Below are 19,867 nucleotides of genomic sequence, written 5' to 3'. Positions count from 1 at the left end.
ATGAAAATTTACCCAGTCATCCTGTCCGGCGGTTCGGGCACCCGTCTATGGCCGCTGTCGCGCGCCGTGTTGCCCAAGCAACTGTTGCCGCTGGTGACGGAGAAGACCATGCTGCAGGAAACAGCGCTACGCGTGACGAGCTTGCCGAACCGCCGTGCCGGCGATAGCGGACTGGCCGGTTTCGACGTCATGCCGCCGTTGGTGGTGTGCGGCAATGAGCACCGCTTCATGGTGGCCGAGCAGCTGCGCGAGATCGGCTTGCCACCGCTGGGCATCTTGCTCGAGCCTGTGGGCCGCAACACGGCGCCGGCCGTGGCCGTGGCTGCGCAATACTTGCTGGTCATTGATCCGCAGGCGCTGATGCTGGTCTTGCCGGCCGACCATGTCATCACCGACGTGGCAGCGTTTCACCAGGCCATCGCCGAGGCGGCGCTGCTGGCGGCCGATGGCGCCCTGGCCACCTTCGGCATCGTGCCGACGGCGCCGGAAACGGGCTATGGCTACATCCGCAGCGGCGCGCCCGTGAGCCCGGGTGCCGTGGGCTGCAAGGTCGAGCGTTTCGTGGAAAAGCCGGACCTGGCCACGGCGCAGTCGTTCCTGGCCGCCGGTAATTATTTTTGGAACAGCGGCATGTTTATGTTCCGCGCCGAACGCTATCTGGGCGAGCTGCGGCAATTCCAGCCAGCCATGCTGGCCGCCTGCGAGACGGCCGTGCGCGACGGCTACCGCGACCTCGATTTCTGCCGCCTGGAAGAGAAGGCCTTCGCCGCCTGCCCGTCCGATTCGATCGACTACGCCGTCATGGAACATACGGCGCATGCGGTGGTATTGCCGGCCGCCATAGGCTGGAGCGATGTCGGTTCCTGGTCGGCCCTGTGGGAAGTGCAGCAGGGCGATGCCAACGGCAACGTGGTGCGCGGCGACGTGTATCTCGATGGCGTGAGAAATTGCCTGGTGCGCGCCGAGCGTCGCATGGTGGCCGTGCTGGGCGTGCAGGACCTGATCGTGGTGGAAACGGACGACGCCATCCTGGTGGCGCACAAGGACCAGGTACAGCGCGTGAAACAGGTGGTCGATCACTTGAAGCAGGCGGGGCGCAGCGAGCACGTGCAGCACCGCAAGGTGTACCGCCCGTGGGGCAGTTATGAAGGCATCGATATCGGCGAGCGCTTCCAGGTCAAGCGCATCACCGTCAATCCGGGCGGCAAGCTGTCCCTGCAGATGCACCATCACCGCGCCGAGCACTGGGTGGTCGTCAGCGGCACGGCGCAGGTCACGTGCGGCGAGAAAGTGACTTTGCTGACGGAAAACGAATCGACCTACATCCCCATCGGCATGACGCACCGGCTGGAAAACCCGGGTAAGCTGCCCTTGCACCTGATCGAAGTGCAATCGGGCAGCTACCTGGGCGAGGACGACATCGTGCGCCTGGAAGATGTCTACCAGCGCGCCTGATGGCGCCATGATCAAAGGGCGGCCGCGCTTGGCCGCCTGCCTCCGATTCCCCCTAACCGGTACATCGACCCTTGCGCAACTTCCTTTGTCTTTCGCTGGCGCTGGCCGCCGCCGGCGCCGCCCATGCCGACGCTCCTGCCGCAGTCGTGATCCCGCCCGGATTGCAGGCGTCGCAGCTGGCCATCGTCATCAATGACGCCGAGCCCAACAGTGTCGAAGTGGGCGAATATTACCGCAAGGCGCACGGCATTCCGGCCGCCAATGTGGCGCACGTTAATATCCCCAACCGCCCGAGCAAGCTGAGCGTCGACCAGTTCGCGCAGTTGAAGGAACGCATTAATGCGCAGCTGAAACCCGAGATCCAGGCCGTGCTGATGGTGTGGAGCGCGCCGTATGCCGTCGAATGCAATGCCATCACGGCCGCCTTCACCCTGGGTTATGACGCGGATCAATGCGCGAAGACCTGCGGCCCAGGCAAGCCCAGCACCTATTTCAACAGCGAGGTGGCGCAGCCCTACAGGCAGCTGGGCTTGCGGCTGTCGATGCTGCTGCCCATCGATTTCGTGGAAGAGGCCAAGGCCGTGGTGGACCGCGGTGCCGTCAGCGGCTTTTCCGTGCCGGCCGGCAGCGCGTATTATTTGACCACCAGCGACACGGCGCGCAATAGCCGGGCCGCTTTCTTTCCACCCGCCGGAATGGTGCGCCAGCGTAAGCTGACCGTCAAGAATCTCAAGGCGGACAGCCTGGAAGGGGTGCAAGACATCATGGTGTACCAGACGGGTCTGGCCAAGGTGGCCAAGCTGGAGACCCTGCATTTCCTGCCCGGCGCCCTGGCCGACCACCTGACCTCGTTTGGCGGCGACTTGCAGGGCAGTAGCCAGATGAGCAGCCAGCGTTGGTTGGAGGCGGGCGCGACGGCCAGCTATGGCACCGTCAGCGAACCGTGCAACTATTGGCAGAAGTTTCCCAATCCGACCGTGCTGTTGCGCCGCTACCTGTCCGGCAGCACGGCATTGGAAGCGTACTGGGGCAGCGTGCTATGGCCGGCCCAGGGCCTGTTCATCGGCGACCCGCTGGCTGCCCCGTATGCGGGTTTCCGGCGTTGAAGCTCGATTCTTTCAGACAATAAAAAAGGCCCTCGCGGGCCTTTTTTCATGTTGCAACCTTATTTCGCAAGCTTATTTGCTCTTGCGGCGGCGCGCCAGGGCGACGAGGCCCAGTCCGGCCAGCAGCATGGCATAGGTTTCCGGCTCCGGCACGGCTGGAATTTCAGGTGTCACGACCGGAATGTCCGGCGTCACGGCCGGAATGTTCGGCGTTACGGCCGGAGTGTCCGGCGTTACGACCGGAGTGTTCGGCGTTACGGGGATGATGCTGCCGCCTGTGAAGCCGCCACCCGAGCCGCCGCTGCCAACGCCACCGCCAGTGGCAGGCAAACCTTCGCCAAGCGACGACGAGAAGATCAGTGGCGCAGTCGTGTCGTCGCTGCGGGTCTGATTGTACAAACGGCCCGAGCCGCGGTATCCGGCGGCGTCATCGAAGGGATGGTTTTCTTCGGAGGCGACGAAATCGCGCGTGGCAAAACGATAGTTGCGGTCGCTGCTGGCGAGCGTCTGACGCGGCTCGCCGGCGTCTGTATCTGCAGGCAACTGGCGCGTGGCCAGGCGGTGCGTATTGTCGGCCGATGGGACGTTGCGGAATTCCTGGTCGGACATGTTGCCGTCAAATTCCGGTGTCTTGTTCTTGCCGTCGCTGATGTGATTGCTGAGGCCGATGAAGCCGTTGGCCAGGCTGCAGGCGCTGTATGTGCCGTTCAGATTGGCATCTTTCGCATTGCCATTCGCGCCTTGCGTGCTGGCCTGGCAATTCTTTTCATTCTTTTGCTCAGACGGGGCCGTTTGCGCTTGGGCGCTGGCGCCGAACAGCATCAATGCTGCGGCCAGCAGCAAGGGACGGGACAAGGCTGGCGTGAAATTTGCTGTTGGCATGATCGATCTCTCAAAAAGCATGGAAGGGGGCGTTGCTCGACGCGTGTATCCACATGCGATTGTTGTCACTCCCGTCCAGGCTACTGTTGCGAGCAAGGCCGGGCGTGCACTTCAAGGTCAGGCATGGATGGGGCCTGCGCTACTGGGTCTGGTGTCGCCATTTAATTCCTTGTCAGGAACTAAACTTATTTGTTTGAATTATATCATATTGTGCGGCTGAGTACGTACCGGGATTGCTGTGCAAAGCCAGGCGTTGTTGAAAGGAGACTGTCGGCATGCGGCTGCCAGCGTGGATCCTTGCTGCGCGTTACTCCGTTCAGCTTAATGAAATGTCATCAACTCGTCATGCGGCCAGTTTAATATTCAAATCACAAGTTCGTCATCATTATGTCAAGCATAGCCTGCCAGCGCCTGCCCGGGTTGGTGTCATCTTACTGACCAGGAAAACCATGAATTCCCACCTTGCCGCCGTGTCCGTTTCCCCCTTATCCCTGCGTAACCCCTTGCGCCTGACGGTCATGGCCGCCGTACTGGCCAGCCTGTCCCTGCCAGCCCTGGCTGCCTCCGACGTCGTCATCAGCCAGGTGTATGGGGGCGGCGGCAACACGGGGTCCGTGTACCGCAACGATTTCATCGAGCTGTTCAACCGCGGCGCCAGCCCCATCAACCTGAGCAACTGGAGCGTGCAGTACGGCGCCGCCGCCAATACGAGCTGGTCAGTGACGGCCTTGCCGGCTATCGATTTGCAAGCTGGCCAATATTTGCTGGTCCAGCAAGCCAAGGGCACGGGCGGCACGCAAGACTTGCCCACGCCGGACGCCACGGGCAGCCTGGCCTTGTCCGGCACGACGGGCAAGGTACTGCTAAGTAATAGCACGACGGCCCAGGTGGGCGCCAGCCCCACGGGCGCCGCCGTCATCGACCTGGTCGGCTTCGGCACGGCCAACGGCTTTGAAGGCGCCGTGGCGCCCGCGCCTTCGAATACCCTGTCGATTGTGCGCGCGAATGGCGGCTGCGGCGACACGGACGATAACAGCGCGGATTTCGCCACCAGCAGCGTGACGCCGCGCAATACCGCCTCTGAACGCCGCGTCTGTGGCGGCCCCGTCGCGCATCAGATCGTCACCAGCTGCCCGGCCAGCCTGGCCCTGGCGGTAGGCAATGGCGGCAGCGCCGTGCTGCGGGCATCCGACGTGGATGGCGTCGTGAACGCCGCTATCTTGAGCTCGCCGGCCGTGGCCGGCATCAGCCTGGCCAACTTCAGCGCGGCCGGCGTGGCGGGCGAGAGCGCCATGGTCAGCTTGCAGGTGGCCGCCGGCGTGCCGGTGGGTAATTACCCTGTCATCGTGAATTTCAGCAACGACCAGCAGCAAAGCGCCAGCTGCAAGATCGACGTCGCCGTGCAAGGCCTGGCCGCCGTCAGCCACACGATTCCGCAGATACAGGGCAGCGGCGCTGCCAGCCCGTACGCCAATTCCGTGCAAACGACGCAGGGCGTGGTTACCCTGAAGGTTGGCACCGGCTTCTTTATCCAGGATGTGGCCGGCGATGGCGATCCGTCGACGTCGGACGGCATCTTCGTGTACACGGGCGCGACGGCCACCACCGTGCAGCCGGGCGAATTGGTGCGCGTGACGGGCACGGTGTTCGAGTACACGCCCTCGGGCGCGAAAAATTCCTATACGGAATTGAAGGACGTGACGGCCATCCTCACGCAAAGCGCGGGCCACAGCGTCGTGCCGACGAATGTGACTCTGCCGAACGAGAACCTGGCCGCCGTCGAAGGCATGCTGGTGCGCTTTACGCAACCTTTGACCGTGTCGCAAAACGCCTACCTGGGCGCGCGCGGCGAATTGACCCTGTCGGCGGGACGGCGCGAAGTGCCGACCAACCGCCATCCGGCTGGCTCGATTGAGGCGCAAGCCCTGATCGCCGCCAATGCGAACAACCTGATCGTGCTCGATGATGGCATTTTCGTCACACCGCCCACCATTCCGTACCTCGGCCAGGAGAGCACCGTGCGCAGTGGCGACACGGTGGCCGACCTGACGGGCGTGGTGGATTTTGGCGCCATCGGCGGTGGCGGCGCCGCATACAAATTGCAGCCGACGCAAGCGCCGCAGTTCTCGCGCGACAACCCGCGCGCGGGCAGCCCGGACCTGCCATCCGGCAACGTCAAGGTGGCCAGCGCCAACGTGCTGAATTTCTTTACGACCTTTACCAATGGCAATAACGTCTTTGGCCAGACGGGGCAGGGCTGTACCGTGGGCGCCTCGACCACCAAGAGCAATTGCCGCGGCGCCGACAATCTGGCCGAGTTCGAGCGCCAGCGCGACAAGATCGTGGCCGAGCTCAAGGCCATCGATGCGGACGTGGTGGGCTTGATGGAAATCCAGAACAATGGTGAAACGGCCGTTACTTACCTCGTCGAGCAGCTGAACGCGGCCATCGGCGGCGTCACGTATGCCGTGGTGCCGAAGCCGGCCGCCACTGGCACGGACGCCATCCGCGTGGCCATGATCTACAAGCCAGCCAAGCTGGGCCTGGTGGGCGGTGCCTTGTCGGATGCCAATGCCATCAACAACCGTCCGCCCATGGCGCAAACTTTTCTTGCGAGCAATGGCGAGAAATTCTCGCTGATCGTCAACCACCTGAAGTCCAAGGGTAGCTGCCCCTCGAGCGGACTGGACGCTGACCAGAACGATAGCCAGAGTTGCTGGAACGCCACCCGCGTGCAGCAAGCCCAGCGGCTGGTAGGCAGCTTCGTGCCGCAGGTGGCGGCCGCTGCCAGCGACGCGGACGTGCTGGTCATCGGCGACCTCAATTCGTATGGCGCGGAAGACCCGATCCAGGTCATCACGGGCGCCGGCTTCGTCAATGAACTCGAGCGCTTCGTGCGGCCGTCCGGCATGCCGTATTCGTACGTGTTTGGCGGCCAGAGCGGCTACCTCGACCATGCGCTGGCCAGTGCCAGCCTGAGCCCGCAAGTGGCCGGCGTCGCCGAATGGCATGTGAATGCGGACGAGCCGGAAGTGATCGACTACAACATCGACTCGGCCAAGCCGCAAGACCTGTACAACGCCTTGCCCTACCGCGCCTCGGACCACGATCCCGTCGTCATCAGCCTGGACTTGCAGCCCGCTTACCGCGATATCACGGCCGGCGTGGCGCAAGCCAGTTCGGGCCTGACCTACAACCGCGTGACGCAAAAGTACACGGGTACGTTCTCGTTCACCAACACGGGCACGACTGCCCTGGCCGGCCCGTTTCAGGTGGTGTTTGGCGGCTTGCCGGCCGGCGTGACCCTGGCAAATGCCGTGGGCAGCCATGCGGGCGCCGCGTATGTCACGGTCAACGCGGCCAGCCTGGCGCCGGGCGCGACGGCCTCGTTTTCCGTCAGTTTCACCAATCCGTCGAAAGTGACGATTACCTATTCCGCCAGCATCTACGCCGGCAACTTCTAAGGACACCATCATGTTGACAACGACACTCCATCCGTCCCTGCGCCGCGCCATCCTGGCCGCCGTGCTGGCTGCCAGCTCCAGCCTGGCGCTGGCGGACCCGCTCGGCTACCGCGTGGAAATCGACACGAGCCAGTTCTCGGGCGCCGGTTTCCTCGATTTCGCCTTTATTGCCGGCAACAGCCCGGCGCCGGGCGCCAGCGCCGTGCTCAGCAATTTCTCGGGTGCCTTTGGCGCGCTGGAATCGCTCGAAGGCAATGTCAGCGGCAGCGTGCCCGGTACCTTAACCTTCGGCAACAGCGGCGCCTATAACGACTGGTTTCACAACGTGACCCTGGGCGGCAAGTTCGGCTTCAATATTGTCTTTGGCGGCGACTTCCTGAATACGGCCGGCAACACGGGCACGACGTTTGGCGTGGGCTTGCTCGACTATACCGGCATGGCTTACCTGGGCAATGCGAATGGCAACTTGCTGCAATTCGAACTGACCCCGCTCAATGGTGGCTTGCCCGCCAGCATTACGGGCAGTAGCTACGCCAGCATCGCCACGATCTCGGCCGTGCCCGAAGCGTCGGAATGGATGATGCTGACGGGCGGCCTGGCGCTGATCGGTTTTGCCATGCGCCGCCGTCAAGCTGTCACGTCAGCGTAGTCTTTGCAGACTGGACACAGCGCGCTCATGGCCCGCTGTGTTTTTTGTTTATTTATTTGAAATAGCTATAAATCAGGAAACTAAATTGTATTGGTCAGCGTTTTACGCTTGATGCATAGTAAAAAACTTGTCGGGCAGTCTAGTTTTTCGTGGACTGCCGCCAACTTTTTTCGGGAGATGCATCGATGCCTGGCCATATCCTGGTGCTGGACCCTGCGCCCGCCATGCAAGCGCTGCTGGCGCATAACTTCGAGGGCGCCGGTTACCGTGTCAGTTGTGCCCTGGATGCGCGCGGCGCACTGGCGGTGCTGGCGGCCGACCCGCCCGACGTGCTGCTGCTGGAATGGGAACTGCCGGATGCGTCCGGCATCGCGCTGCTGCGCCAGGTGCGCCAGGATGGCGCGCTGTGCGACTTGCCCATCATCATGCTCAGCGCGCGCGACAGCGAACAGGACAAGGTACTGGCGCTGGATAGCGGCGCCGACGATTATCTGTGTAAACCTGTTGGCCCCCGTGAAATGCTGGCCCGCGTGCACGCGCTGCTGCGCAGGCGCACGCCAGCGGCCTTGCGCGCCGCCACTGCCGGCGCTGCCTTACGCCTCGACCCGTACACCTTGCGCGTGACAGCAGGCAGCGTGCCCGTCAGCCTGGGCCGCGTGGAATTCAAGCTGCTGCATTTCCTCATGGATCATCCGGGCACGGTGCATAGCCGCGCGCAACTGCTGGACCAGGTGTGGGGCCATGCCGTGTATCTCGACGAACGCACGGTCGACGCCCACGTGGGACGCTTGCGCCAGGCGCTGCAGCCGGGCGGCTGCGGCCACCGCATCGAAACCGTGCGCGGCAGCGGCTACCGCTACCTGGCGTATGACGCCGCTGTGTGCGCATGATGCTGCTGACGGGGCGGGAGCAGGAATACCTGCTGAACGCCATACTCGGCGCGCATGGCATCGCCGTGCCCGGCGATTTCTTTCTGTGGAGCCAGGGGCCGCTGCAGGCGCTGCTGCCGCATGCCGTCCTCGTCTGCGCGCAGCTGGGCGCCGATGGCGCGGTGGTGCGCAGCGCGGCCTGGCATAGCGCGGTACTTGCCGAGGACGAGGTGCAGGCGCTCAGCGATCCGCGCCTGGGGCAGGTAGCGCGTCTGGCGCAAGCCTGGCGTGCAGGCGGGCGGCGCGTGGCCATCATCGACGGGGTATTGGTGCATGGTAGTGCGGCCGCGGGCGGAGGCAGTTTTTTTGCCCTGTTCTGCGCCTCCCGGCCGGACCCGGCACGCCAGGCGTATGTGCTGGAATTGCTGCTGCCCTACCTGCACCTGCATTGGCTGGCGTTGCCGGACGGCATGCAGGCCGCTCCCGCCGGCGCGGCGCGCGCGGCCAGTGCGCGCGAGCTGGAAGTGCTGCACTGGGTCAGTATCGGCAAGAGCAATGAGGAGGTGGGGCAAATCCTCGGCATCAGCGGCGGGACCGTGAAAAGCCATTTGCAGCGCATCTATAAATTATTCGGTGTGAGCAACCGCACGCAAGCCGTCTCGCGCGGTATCGCGCTGCGCCTGCTGGCCGCCTGATGCCGCTTAGCGCTGCGGCTGGGGGGCACTGGCCTTGTGCGTGCCGCCGTTGAACTGATCCTCGGTGCCGGGCGCCACGCGCGCGACGAGGGGGCTGGCGCGCAGGCGCTGGACTTCTGCTGGCGTCAGCAGGGCGGCAAAGCCGTGCAGCGCGGCCGTGTAATGGTATTGCACCGTGGCATCGGGCACCAGCGCCAGCACGGCGCGCTGGCTCGCTTCCCGCTGCACTGCGTCAGGTGGCGGTGTCCGCTGCGGGCCAGGTTCCACACGCAGTTCTACGATGTATGGCTGTCGCTGCGGCGCCGCCGCCGCCGACGCGCCGGCAGGCAACACGCTGGCAGCGGCCAGGATGGCAAGGCTCAAGCGGATTGCAGACATGCAAACTCCTTCGGCAGGCGGCGCGATGGCCGCTCGTGTCCTGATTGTACGCCGGCGGCAGGGCGGGTGGCGCGCGACTTGCGTTAGTGCAGATGCGATGGTTTCCCCCGGAATTTTGTTGTTTTCAGTACAAAGAAAAGATTGTATTAACCATAAGCGGCATGGTAGCCTGCTATGCATCAGGCAGGCGCGCGCCGCCTGTGCGCGGCCACCAGCGGCGCACATGGTGGCAATGTATTGAAGGTAGGCAAGAAGGAGTTAGCGGATGCATGCAGCACACAGGCAGAACCTTGCGGCAACGCGCCATGCGCGCGGCTTTACCTTGCTCGAACTGTTGGTCGTGATCGTGATCATCGGCTTGCTGGCGGCCTATGTCGGCCCCAAATATTTCGCCCAGCTGGGCAAATCCGAAGTGACGGTGGCCAAGGCGCAGATCGAGGCGTTTGAAAAATCGCTCGATACCTACCGCCTCGACGTGGGGCGCTATCCCACCACGGAAGAAGGCCTGGCCGCGCTGCTGGCCGCGCCGCCCGCCGCCGGCACGCGCTGGAATGGTCCCTACCTGAAAAAGGCCGTGCCGCTCGACCCGTGGGGCCATGCCTATCAATACCGCGCACCGGGCAGCAAGGGCGACTATGACATCGTCTCGATGGGCAAGGATGGCCAGCCGGGCGGCAGCGGCGAGAATGCCGACATCAGCTCGCAATAAGGCCAGCGCGCCCACTCTTTCGTTACGGATACGCCATCATGCAGTTTGAAGTACGCGCGCTTTCCACGGACCAGGCAGTAGCGACCTTGCACACGTGCGTGATCGACGGCCGCGACGAAGCCGACGCGCGCCGCCAGGCCGAGGCGCGCGGCCTGTTCGTCAGTGCCATCCGTCCGCTGCGGGCCACGCCGTTCAGCGCGGCCGGGCGCCAGCGCGCGCGGGCCTTGCCCCTGCTGCTGTTCAGCCAGGAATTGCTGGCCTTGCTCAGTGCGGGCCTGGGCATCGTGGAAGCGCTGGAAGCCTTGCTGGAAAAGGAAGCGTCGCCGGCCACGCGCAGCGTGCTCACGCGCCTGCTGGAAGGCTTGCGCGAAGGCAAGCGCTTTTCCGCCGTGCTGGCGGAGCAGGCCGAACTGTTTCCCCCTCTGTATATCGGCATCGTCAAGGCGGCCGAAGGCACCAGCGACTTGCCGCGCGCGCTGTCGCGCTACATCGACTACCAGCAGCGCATCGATACGGTGCGTGGCAAGATCGTCAGCGCCGCCATCTATCCCGCCATCCTGCTGGCCGTGGGCGGCGGCGTCAGCGCCTTCCTGATCAGTTATGTGGTGCCCCGTTTTGCCGAGGTCTACCAGGGTGCCGGGCGCAAGCTGCCGTGGATGTCGCAAGTGATGCTCAGCTGGGGCCAGTTCGTCACCGAACATGGCTTGCTGCTGTTGCTCGGGCTGCTTATCACCGGCGGCGTTGTGTTCACGGCCGTGCGGCGCGCGCTGCGCCATGGCGGCCTGGCGCGCCTGCTGGCGAAGTTGCCCGGCATCGGCGAGCGCGTGCGCATCTATGAACTGTCGCGCCTGTACCTGACTCTGGGCATGCTGGCAGAAGGCGGCATCACCATCGTGCAGGCGATTGCCACCGTGCAGGCGATGGTTTCGCCGGGCATGCAGGCGTCGTTGCAACAGGCGCGCGGCGCCATCGAGGCGGGCCAGCCCCTGTCCTCGGCCTTCGAGCAGCATCAATTGACGACGCCCATTTCCCTGCGCATGCTGCGCGTGGGCGAGCGCACGGGCGACATGGGCCCGATGCTGACGCAGTCGGCCGCCTTTTACGACGGCGAAATCAGCCGCTGGATCGACCGTTTTACGCGCACTTTCGAACCCTTGCTGATGGCTGCCATCGGCCTGGTCGTGGGCGCCATCGTGATCCTGCTGTACATGCCCATCTTTGACCTGGCCGGCGACATTTCATGATGCAAACCGAATCCGTGCCCACCGTGGCCATCGACCCTTCTCTGCTGCAGCGCGCGCGCGTCCTGTGCCGGCAATCGAAGCGCAGCCTGGTCGAGGAATTGCAGCAGTTGAGCGGTATCGAGGCGCGCGCCGTGGTGCGCGAATTGGCGCGCCCCTTCGGCCTGGACGTGCTGGAGACGGCCGACATGCTGGCCTTGTCTCCCGCTTTCGATGTGCTGCCCCTGTCGCAGGCGCTGGCGCGCCACAGCGTGCTGCTGCGCGCCGCCGACGGTCAGCTGGTGGGCGTGATCGCCGACCCTTTTGACCTCGACCTGCAAACCTGGCTCAGTGCGCGCGCCGGGCAGGGCGCCTTGAACGTGCGCCTGGCGCTGCAGGCCGACATCGGCGCCTACCTGTCGAAGCAGGAAGAGTCGGCGCGCGCTGTCGACAGCCTTCTGCCCGGCGCAGCTACCGATGCGCGGCGCGACGGCAAGACGGCCGCCGTGCTGTCGTTCGCCAGCGTCTCGGAAGCGGCCAGCCCCGCCGTCAAGCTGGTCAACTCGACCTTATATGATGCGCTGAAGGCGGGCGCTTCCGACATCCACCTGGAAAGCACGGCCGGCGGCCTGGCCGTCAAGTACCGCGTCGACGGCGTGCTCGATCACGCCACGTCCGTCAACGGCATCGAAGTGGCCGAACACATCATCTCGCGCCTGAAAGTGCTGGCCGAACTCGATATTGCCGAGCGCCGCGTGCCGCAGGACGGCAGCTTCCGCGTCGAATCGGGCGGGCGCGAAATCGATTTGCGCGTCTCCATCATGCCCAGCATCCATGGCGAGGATGCCGTCATCCGCATCCTCGACAAGCGCGCCATGATCGAGGCGTATGGCGCCCTGACCCTCGAAGCGCTGGGCTTTGACGCGCCGTCGCTGCAAGCTCTGCGCGCGCTGGCGCAGGAAGCCTACGGCATGCTGCTCGTCACCGGCCCCACGGGTTCGGGCAAGACGACGACCCTGTATGCGGCGCTGACGGAAATCCATAACGGGCGCGAAAAGATCATCACCATCGAAGACCCCGTCGAATACCAGCTGCCCGGCATCTTGCAAATCCCCGTCAATGAAAAAAAGGGGCTGACCTTTGCCAAGGGCTTGCGCTCGATCCTGCGCCATGACCCCGATAAAATCATGGTGGGTGAAATCCGCGACCGCGAGACGGCGGAAATCGCCGTGCAATCGGCCCTCACGGGCCACCTGGTGCTCACCACCGTGCACGCGAATAATGTCTTCGACGTGTTTGGCCGTTTTACCCACATGGGCATCGATCCGTATGCGTTCGTCTCGGCCCTGAACGGCATCTGGGCGCAGCGGCTGATCCGTACCAACTGCCCCCATTGCGCCACCGACTACACGCCTGACGATGCTGAGCTGGCCAGCGTGGGCCTGGCGCGCGCCGACGTGGCAGGCTATCAATTCAAGCAGGGAAAGGGTTGCGGCGACTGCCGCGGCACGGGCTACAAGGGGCGCCGCTCGATCGCCGAGATTCTCGTGCTGACCGATGAAATCCGCGAACTGATCGTCGATAAAAAGCCGATCCGCCAGATCAAGGTGGCCGCGTATGCGAACGGCACGCGCAGCCTGCGCCTGGCGGCGCTGGAACTGGTCAAGCGGGGCGCCACCACCATCACGGAAATCAAGAGGGTCACCCTGCATGCGTAGAGGTTACGGACTAGGGCTGCGCCTGGGCGTGGCGGCGGGCAAGGTGAGCCTGTGGCGCAGCAGCCGCTGGCGTGCGCCCGCCTGGACCTTGCTGGGCGAAGCCGCGTATGTGCCGGATGACACGCTGCATGGCGATTTTGCCGCCCTGGGCCAGGCGCTGGCGCAGTTGCTGCCAGCCAGCGAGTACGCGGGCTGGCCCCTGTCCGTGGTGCTCGACGATGGGCTGGCGCGCCTGTGGCAAGTGGACATGCCGCAAGGCGCCGCGCGCCTGGCCGATATCGAGGCGGCCGCCGCGCTGCGCTTCCAGTCGCTGTATGGCGATCCTCCGAGCCTGTGGCACAGCAGCAGCGCCTGGGATGCGCGCGCGCCGTTTTCCTGCGCCGTGCCGCGTGCGCTGTTGGCGCAGCTGACGCGCGTGGCGGCCGCACGCAAGCTGGCCCTGATTTTTATTACGCCGCAATTTGCGCGCCACTGGAACCGCTGGCATGGCGCGCTGAAACCGGGCGCCTGGTTTGGCCAGCTGCAGGAGGACGCCTTGACCCTAGGCGTGCGGCACGATGGACGCCTGCGCGCCGTGCGCGCGCTGCCCGTTCCCCCAGACGCCGGCCATGGCTGGCTGGAGCAGATGCTGGCGCGCGAAGCGCTGCTGCAAGGCGTGCCCGCACCGGCGCTGCTGCAGCTGTGCGGCGCGCCGCCAGCGGGCTGGCTGGCGCCGGCGAAAGAGTTTCACTGCCAGATATTCTCGACGCCAGACGGGGATGGCGCCTTGTCGCCGGCCGCCCGGCTGGCCCGCAGCGGAGGCGTGGCATGACGCGCCTCGATATCGATTTCGCGCCACCCAACTGGCGCCGCAGCCTGCACCGCATGCCCGCGTGGGCATGGTGCGTTGGTGCGCTGGGCGTGGCGCTGACCGTCACGGCGGCGTACAGCGGCAGCGCCGCGCTGCAGCGCCAGCAGGCAAGCGAGGCACGCTGGCATCTGGCGCAGCAGCGCGTGATGGCCGCCACGCAGGGGCCGGCGCCGCCACCGCAAGTGCTTATCGCGCCCGCGCAGGCGGCAGCCGTGAACGCGGCCATCCTGCAATTGAACCTGCCGTGGCGCGACTTGCAGGATGCGCTGGCGAGCGCCACGCCGCCCGGCATCGCGCTGCTGGCGCTGGAGCCGGACGCGCGCAAGCGCGTGCTGAAGATCACGGCCGAGACGACGGGCAGCGATGCCATGGTGGGCTACATCGCGCAATTGAAGCAGCAGGAACTTTTCGGCGCACGTGTGCAGCTGCTGCGCCATGAAATCAACGCGCTCGATCCGAACAAACCCTTGCGCTTCCAGCTTGAAGCGCGCTGGGGCACGCCATGATGGCCATCGACATCAGCCTCTTGCGCCTGCGCGTGCAACTGCTGTTGCGCCGCCTGGGCGCGCCCGCCTGCCTGGCCGTGGCCCTCCTCGCGCTGGGCGCGGCCGCCTGGGTCTGGGCCTGGCAGCAGCGGGCCGTGGCGGCGCAGCTGGAAGCGCGGCCCTTGCCCGTGCCATCGCTGGCAGTGGCGGCCGCGGCGCCAGGGGCGACGGCCAGCGAGAACCTGGCGCGCTTTTATGCTGCCCTGGGACCGCAGCGTCACGCGGAGCAACAGGTCAAGCAGTTGTTCGACCTGGCCGCGAAAAACGGTTTGCTGCTGGCGCAAGGCGAATACAAGAGCGGTTACGACAAGGCCAGCAGGGTCGCCACCTGGCAGGTGACCTTGCCGCTGAAGGGCAGTTATGCGGCCGTGTGGCAGTTCGCGCTGCAGGCGCTGCGCGCCGCCCCCTTCGCCTCGCTCGACGAACTGAGTTTTCGCCGCGAGCAGATCGCCGACACGCAACTCGAAGCGCGCTTGCGCCTGACCTTTTATTTGACCGATGGCTTGTCCGACAACGCGGGAGAGGCGCCATGACCCCGCGCCATAGTCTCATGCTGGCCGGCGTGCTGGGCGCGGGTGCCTTGCTGTTGTGGGGCGAGCGCCAGCCCGTGGCCGAGGTGGCCGAAGCCGTCGAGCGGGCCGTCGCGCCCGCGCGCCATGCGGCCGTCAAGCAGCCATCCGCGCAGCCGGCCATCCTGGCCCTGCTGCCGCGCAGCGAGGTGGCGGGTGAGGAGGGCGAAACCTTTGGCGGCGCCGATGGCGTCTTCCAGAGCCAGAACTGGAATCCGCCGCCGCCGAAAATGGCGCTGACGGCCGCGCCGCCGCCACCTCCGCCGATGGCGCCACCGCTGCCCTTCGTCTACCTGGGCAAGGCGGCCGCCGATGGCGCCTGGGAAGTGTTTTTGTCGCGCGCCGACAAGACGTATATCGTGCGCGCCAATACCGTCATCGATGGCGCCTACAAGGTCGTGACGATCGCGCCGCCCGTCATGACGCTCACTTATCTGCCGTTGAACCAGGTTCAGCAGCTCAACATTGGAGTACTCGAGTGATGTCTCGTTCCTTTTCATCGGCGCCGTTGCTGGCGCTGCTGCTGGTGCTGTCAGGCTGCGCCGGGCAGCAGGCATACCGCGACGGGCGCGAGCTGCTTGCGCAAGATCAAATCCCGGCCGGCCTGCAAAAGCTGCAGGAAGCGCTGCAGCAGGACCCCGGCAATGCGCAATACCGCAGCGCCTATCTGCAGGCGCGCGAACGGGCGACTGGCAGCCGTTTGCAGCAGGCCGAGCGCCAGGCGCAGGCGGGGCAGGGCGAGCTGGCGCGCGCCTCCTTCATGAGTGTGCTGGAAATCGATGCGCAGAATGAGCGCGCCATCAGCGGCTTGCGCGCGCTTGAACGCGAGCAGCGCCAGGCCAAGCTGCTGGCCGAAGCGCAGAAAGATATCGAGGCCAAGCGCTACGATCCGGCGCGCCAGCGCCTGAACGCCATCCTCACCGAGCAGCCGAATCACGGCGGCGCGCGCGCGCTGCTGCGCGAAGTCGACGAGAAGACGGCGCCGCCCGTAGTGGAGTCGGGCCTGGCCAAATCGTACAAGCAGCCGATCACCATCGAGTTTCGCGACGCGCCGTTAAAACAGGTGTTCGAGCTGATCGCGCGCCGCTCCGGCCTCAACTTCGTCTTCGACAAGGACGTCAAGGCGGACGCGAAAACCTCGATCTTCCTGAAAAACAGCACGGTGGAATCGGCCGTCTACTTCCTGCTGGTGACGAATCAGCTGGAGCAGCAGGTGATGGATGCGAACACGATCTTGATTTACCCGAACGTGGCGGCCAAGCTGAAGGAATACCAGGAAGTGCTGGTCAAGACCTTCTTCCTGGCGAACGCGGACGCCAAGCAGGTCGCCAACACGCTCAAGACCATCTTGAAGACGCGCGACGTGGTGGCCGATGAAAAGCTTAACCTCGTCATCGTGCGCGACACGCCGGAGGCGATCCGCCTGGCCGAGCGCCTGATCGCGCTGCAGGACGTGCCCGAGGCGGAAGTGGTGCTGGAACTGGAAATCCTCGAAGTCAAGCGCAGCCGCCTGCTGGAACTGGGCGTGGCCTGGCCATCGAGCCTGACCCTCACGCCGCTTTCCACCTCGGGCGGGATAGGCCTGACCATCAGTGACTTGAACAAGCTGAACCAGCGCAGCATCGGCGTGAGCGACCTGTCCGTGACGGCGAATGTCAACAAGACGGACGGCGACGCGAACATCCTGGCCAACCCGCGCATCCGCGTGCGCAACCGGGAAAAGGCGAAATTCGTCATCGGCGACAGGGTGCCCGTGGTGACCACCACCATTTCGCCGGGCACGGGCGGCTTTGCTTCCGAGTCGATCAGCTACCTGGACGTGGGCCTGACGGTGAACGCCGAGCCGACCATCTATTTGAATAATGAAGTGGGCATCCGCATCTCGCTCGAAGTGAGCAACCTGGGGGCGGCCACCATCACCAGGAGCGGCTCGACCCTGTACCAGATCGGCACGCGTCAGGCGTCGACCATGCTGCAGTTGAAGGATGGCGAAAACCAGGTGCTGGCTGGCCTGATCAACAATGAGGAGCGCAGCTCGGGCAACAAGGTGCCGGGCCTGGGCGACATACCCGTGCTGGGACGCCTGTTCGGCAGCAGCAAGGACGACAGTCAGAAGACGGAAATCGTGCTGTCGATCACGCCGCACCTGGTGCGCACGGTGCAGCGCCCGGAAGCGAAGGAGTCGGAATTCTCTGCCGGAACGGAAGGCAGCTTCCGCCGCCGTCCCGACATGGCGGCCAAGGCGCCCACGCAGATGCCGGGTACGGTGATCGTGCGTTCCGGACCGTCCGCCGTCGGCATGCAGCCGGCGCCGGCGCAGCCGCTGATGGCACCGGGCCAGGTGCCATCGACCTTGCCGCAGACATTGCCGCAAACGGTGCCCGCGCCGGAAGTGTCGCCGTCGCCCGAGCCGGCCGCGTCGCCTTTGCCGATATCGGCTGGCCAGCCCCTGCCGCTGTCATCGAGCCAGCCGGTGCCGGTGGCGTCGCCGCCCGCCAAATGAGACTGGCGCATGGGCAGGGGGGCTTCACCCTGATCGAGCTGCTGGTGACCCTGGCCATCCTGGGCGTGCTGGCCACCCTGGTGATCCCCGTCACCCAGGTGACGGTGCAGCGGCGCCAGGAGCAGGAATTGCGGCGCGCGCTGCGCGAGATACGCCAGGGGCTCGATGCCTATAAACGGGCCGGCGACGAGGGCCGCATCCTGCGTGCGCCTGATGCCAGCGGCTACCCGAAAAGCCTGGAACTGCTGGTCGAAGGCGTGCCGGACCAGCGCAACCCGAAGCGCAGCAAGCTGTTTTTCCTGCGCCGCGTGCCGCGCGACCCGTTCAACGCGGACGCGGGCCTGAGCGATGCGCAAACGTGGGGCAAGCGCAGCTACGCCAGCGAAGCGGCCGAACCGCGCGAGGGCGACGATGTCTACGATGTGTATTGCACGTCCGGCAAGACTGGCTTGAACAACGTGCCTTACCGTCTATGGTGAACCATGGCTGCTGAAACCCATCCTGCCCGCGCGCGCGGCTTCACCCTGATCGAGTTGCTGGTGGTGCTCGGCATCGTGGCGCTGCTGCTGACCCTGGCCGTGCCCCGTTACTTTCCCAGCCTCGACAAGGCGAAGGAAACCGTGTTGGCAGATAACTTGCGCAACCTGCGCACGACCATCGACCAGTTCCACGGCGATACGGGCCGTTATCCCGATTCCATCGAGCAACTGGTGGAAAAGAAATACCTGCGCGCCATGCCCATCGATCCCATCACGGACAGCGACGCCAGCTGGGTCATCGTGCCGCCGCCCGACGACACGCCGGGCCTGGTGTATGACGTGAAGAGCGGCGCGCCCGGCAAGGACCGCAGCGGCACGCCGTTCGCCGACTGGTAGCGGCCGTGCATCGTTCTGCGCGCCGCCAGCGCGGTTTTACTTATCTGGGGCTGATCATCCTGGTGGCCATCCTGGGCCTCGTGGGCGCGGCTGGTCTGAAGATGGGCTCCCTGTTGCAGCGCCAAGCTGCCGAGCAGGAATTGCTCGACATCGGCGCGCAGTTTGTCGATGCGCTGCAGAGCTATGCGGGCGCCACGCCAGCTGGCCAGCCGCAGCATCCGCCGACCTTGGCCGCCTTGCTGCGCGACCCCCGCTTTCCGCAGGTGCGCCGCCATTTGCGCAAGCTGTATGTGGACCCCATCACGGGACGCGCCGAGTGGGGCTTGCTGTACCAGCCCGGCAGCCAGGGCATCATCGGCGTGCATAGCCTGTCGTCGTCCAAGCCTTTAAAAGTGGGCAATTTCGAAGCTCGCTTCACGGGGTTCGAAGGCAAGTCGCACCTGTCCGAGTGGCAGTTTGTCACCGGTGGACCCGTGCCGCCGGCGGGACTGGCCCTGGTGCCGGCAGACGCCGTCGCGCCGCCCTCCGCCGCACCGTCAGCGTTGTTTCCGGCACCGCATCCTGCCGCGCCAGCGCCCGAACCATCGGCGCCCGAGGCGGTGGAGCCGGAGGAAGGGACCGGCGTGCAGCAGGAGGCCCCCAATCCGCCGTAACCATAAGTCGATGGTAAAACGATATAGAGAGAACTATTTTCTTTAGGAAATTGCTCTATGCACGCAACCAATTCATGACAGAAATAATTATCCTAAATGCAATTTCAATAAAATAATTACAATTAATTTGATGCCTTTATGCTACCATTGTGGCTGGTACTTTCAGTACTAAAGCGATGGCTGACCCACCTGGCGGCCATAAATTACTTTTAAGGGATAATTTATGAAATTGAAATTTATCGCGGCAGGCATTCTGGCTGCAGCATCGTTCAGCGCATCGGCGGCCACCTACAATCTGGGTATCCTGGATCCGAGCGGCTTCGATACGCGGGCATCGATCACCACCAATTTCGCCGCCAATTCGGTGGTCGACGATTTGTGGACCTTTAAACTGTTGACCCCATCGTCGGCGTCGTTTGGCGCATTGCAAACGTTTTCCGTTGCCGAAGGCGCGATCAGCAATTTCGCCGCTACCCTGGTGGGCTATGGCGACCTGACCCTGACGTCGGTGGCCGGTATCCAAAGCCTGAGCTGGGCTGGTTCCTTGGGGGCAGGCACCTATGAGGTGCACGTTTCGGGCTTGACCGGTTTGCAGAATGGCCAGTACGTGGGCACAGTATCGGCCTTGCCGGTGCCGGAACCTGAAACCTACGGCATGCTGCTGGGCGGCCTGGCGCTGGTCGGCTTCGCCGCACGTCGCCGCGCCCGCAAAGCTGTTTGATTTTCG

20 protein-coding genes are annotated in these 19,867 nt (G+C 64.8%); 18 read left to right on the top strand and 2 right to left on the bottom strand.

All coding sequences use genetic code 11. The features are described 5' to 3' along the window. A complete protein-coding gene (locus tag ACQ4WY_RS19905) occupies positions 1-1,455 on the top strand; it encodes a mannose-1-phosphate guanylyltransferase/mannose-6-phosphate isomerase (RefSeq protein ID WP_436505503.1) in 1,455 nt (484 codons plus the stop codon). Positions 1,456-1,526: 71 nt separating this feature from the next. Continuing rightward, positions 1,527-2,561, top strand: coding sequence for a TIGR03790 family protein (locus ACQ4WY_RS19900; protein ID WP_436505502.1), 1,035 nt, complete (start codon positions 1,527-1,529; stop codon positions 2,559-2,561). 72 nt (positions 2,562-2,633) lie between these two features. Here the strand turns inward: ACQ4WY_RS19900 and ACQ4WY_RS19895 are convergent, their stop codons facing one another. After that, positions 2,634-3,443, bottom strand: coding sequence for a PEP-CTERM sorting domain-containing protein (locus ACQ4WY_RS19895; RefSeq protein ID WP_436505501.1), 810 nt, complete (start codon positions 3,441-3,443; stop codon positions 2,634-2,636). A gap of 449 nt (positions 3,444-3,892) precedes the next feature. Here ACQ4WY_RS19895 and ACQ4WY_RS19890 point away from each other — a divergent pair, with 449 nt between their 5' ends. From ACQ4WY_RS19890 to ACQ4WY_RS19875, 4 genes are all read left to right on the top strand, one after another. Then, positions 3,893-6,907 carry an ExeM/NucH family extracellular endonuclease gene (locus tag ACQ4WY_RS19890; protein ID WP_436505500.1) on the top strand — a complete coding sequence of 1,005 codons (3,015 nt, stop codon included), beginning with the start codon at positions 3,893-3,895 and terminating at the stop codon, positions 6,905-6,907. Positions 6,908-6,917: 10 nt separating this feature from the next. Then, positions 6,918-7,556, top strand: coding sequence for an NF038129 family PEP-CTERM protein (locus ACQ4WY_RS19885; RefSeq protein ID WP_436505499.1), 639 nt, complete (start codon positions 6,918-6,920; stop codon positions 7,554-7,556). A 185-nt stretch (positions 7,557-7,741) separates the two neighbouring features. Beyond that, entirely contained in the window at positions 7,742-8,446 is a 705-nt protein-coding gene (locus ACQ4WY_RS19880; RefSeq protein WP_436505498.1) for a winged helix-turn-helix domain-containing protein, read from the top strand. Beyond that, entirely contained in the window at positions 8,443-9,120 is a 678-nt protein-coding gene (locus ACQ4WY_RS19875; protein WP_436505497.1) for a LuxR C-terminal-related transcriptional regulator, read from the top strand. The genes ACQ4WY_RS19880 and ACQ4WY_RS19875 overlap by 4 nt, the downstream gene beginning before the upstream one ends. 6 nt (positions 9,121-9,126) lie before the next feature. Here ACQ4WY_RS19875 and ACQ4WY_RS19870 read toward each other — a convergent pair whose 3' ends face one another. After that, a complete protein-coding gene (locus tag ACQ4WY_RS19870) occupies positions 9,127-9,498 on the bottom strand; it encodes a protease inhibitor I9 family protein (RefSeq protein WP_436505495.1) in 372 nt (123 codons plus the stop codon). 265 nt (positions 9,499-9,763) lie between these two features. Between ACQ4WY_RS19870 and gspG the strand changes: the two genes are divergently transcribed. The 12 genes from gspG to ACQ4WY_RS19810 all read left to right on the top strand — a co-directional run bounded on the left by gspG (position 9,764) and on the right by ACQ4WY_RS19810 (position 19,861). Further along, positions 9,764-10,207: a type II secretion system major pseudopilin GspG gene (gspG, locus tag ACQ4WY_RS19865; RefSeq protein WP_353658382.1), complete on the top strand. Its 444-nt coding sequence runs from the start codon at positions 9,764-9,766 to the stop codon at positions 10,205-10,207. Between the two features lie 38 nt (positions 10,208-10,245). Then, a complete protein-coding gene (locus tag ACQ4WY_RS19860) occupies positions 10,246-11,451 on the top strand; it encodes a type II secretion system F family protein (RefSeq protein WP_436505494.1) in 1,206 nt (401 codons plus the stop codon). Then, positions 11,448-13,145, top strand: a complete 1,698-nt coding sequence (locus ACQ4WY_RS19855; RefSeq protein ID WP_436505492.1) for a GspE/PulE family protein — start codon at positions 11,448-11,450, stop codon at positions 13,143-13,145. Before ACQ4WY_RS19860 ends, ACQ4WY_RS19855 begins: the two co-directional genes overlap by 4 nt. Continuing rightward, complete coding sequence (locus ACQ4WY_RS19850; protein ID WP_436505491.1) at positions 13,138-13,956, top strand: hypothetical protein; 819 nt, start codon at positions 13,138-13,140, stop codon at positions 13,954-13,956. Before ACQ4WY_RS19855 ends, ACQ4WY_RS19850 begins: the two co-directional genes overlap by 8 nt. Next, on the top strand, positions 13,953-14,501 hold the full coding sequence (locus ACQ4WY_RS19845) for a ubiquitin family protein (protein ID WP_436505490.1): 549 nt from the start codon (positions 13,953-13,955) through the stop codon (positions 14,499-14,501). The genes ACQ4WY_RS19850 and ACQ4WY_RS19845 overlap by 4 nt, the downstream gene beginning before the upstream one ends. Further along, positions 14,498-15,073 (top strand): hypothetical protein, encoded by a 576-nt coding sequence (locus tag ACQ4WY_RS19840; RefSeq protein WP_436505489.1) that lies wholly within the window; start codon positions 14,498-14,500, stop codon positions 15,071-15,073. Before ACQ4WY_RS19845 ends, ACQ4WY_RS19840 begins: the two co-directional genes overlap by 4 nt. Further along, positions 15,070-15,591, top strand: coding sequence for a hypothetical protein (locus tag ACQ4WY_RS19835; protein ID WP_436505488.1), 522 nt, complete (start codon positions 15,070-15,072; stop codon positions 15,589-15,591). The genes ACQ4WY_RS19840 and ACQ4WY_RS19835 overlap by 4 nt, the downstream gene beginning before the upstream one ends. After that, a complete protein-coding gene (locus ACQ4WY_RS19830; protein ID WP_436505811.1) occupies positions 15,591-17,612 on the top strand; it encodes a secretin GspD/PilQ domain-containing protein in 2,022 nt (673 codons plus the stop codon). The genes ACQ4WY_RS19835 and ACQ4WY_RS19830 overlap by 1 nt, the downstream gene beginning before the upstream one ends. After that, the gene (locus ACQ4WY_RS19825; RefSeq protein ID WP_436505487.1) at positions 17,609-18,091 is read left to right on the top strand and encodes a type II secretion system protein; all 483 of its coding nucleotides are present in this window, start codon (positions 17,609-17,611) and stop codon (positions 18,089-18,091) included. Before ACQ4WY_RS19830 ends, ACQ4WY_RS19825 begins: the two co-directional genes overlap by 4 nt. A gap of 3 nt (positions 18,092-18,094) precedes the next feature. Continuing rightward, positions 18,095-18,487, top strand: coding sequence for a type II secretion system protein (locus ACQ4WY_RS19820; protein ID WP_436505486.1), 393 nt, complete (start codon positions 18,095-18,097; stop codon positions 18,485-18,487). A 5-nt stretch (positions 18,488-18,492) separates the two neighbouring features. Continuing rightward, positions 18,493-19,140: a type II secretion system protein gene (locus ACQ4WY_RS19815; RefSeq protein ID WP_436505485.1), complete on the top strand. Its 648-nt coding sequence runs from the start codon at positions 18,493-18,495 to the stop codon at positions 19,138-19,140. Between the two features lie 223 nt (positions 19,141-19,363). Next, a complete protein-coding gene (locus ACQ4WY_RS19810; RefSeq protein WP_353658372.1) occupies positions 19,364-19,861 on the top strand; it encodes an FxDxF family PEP-CTERM protein in 498 nt (165 codons plus the stop codon). The last annotated feature ends 6 nt before the right edge of the window (positions 19,862-19,867 follow it).

The organism is Janthinobacterium salmonicoloratum (assembly GCF_051380845.1).
GTDB lineage: Bacteria > Pseudomonadota > Gammaproteobacteria > Burkholderiales > Burkholderiaceae_D > Janthinobacterium > Janthinobacterium lividum_F.
This window is presented reverse-complemented; position numbering and strand designations above follow the sequence as displayed.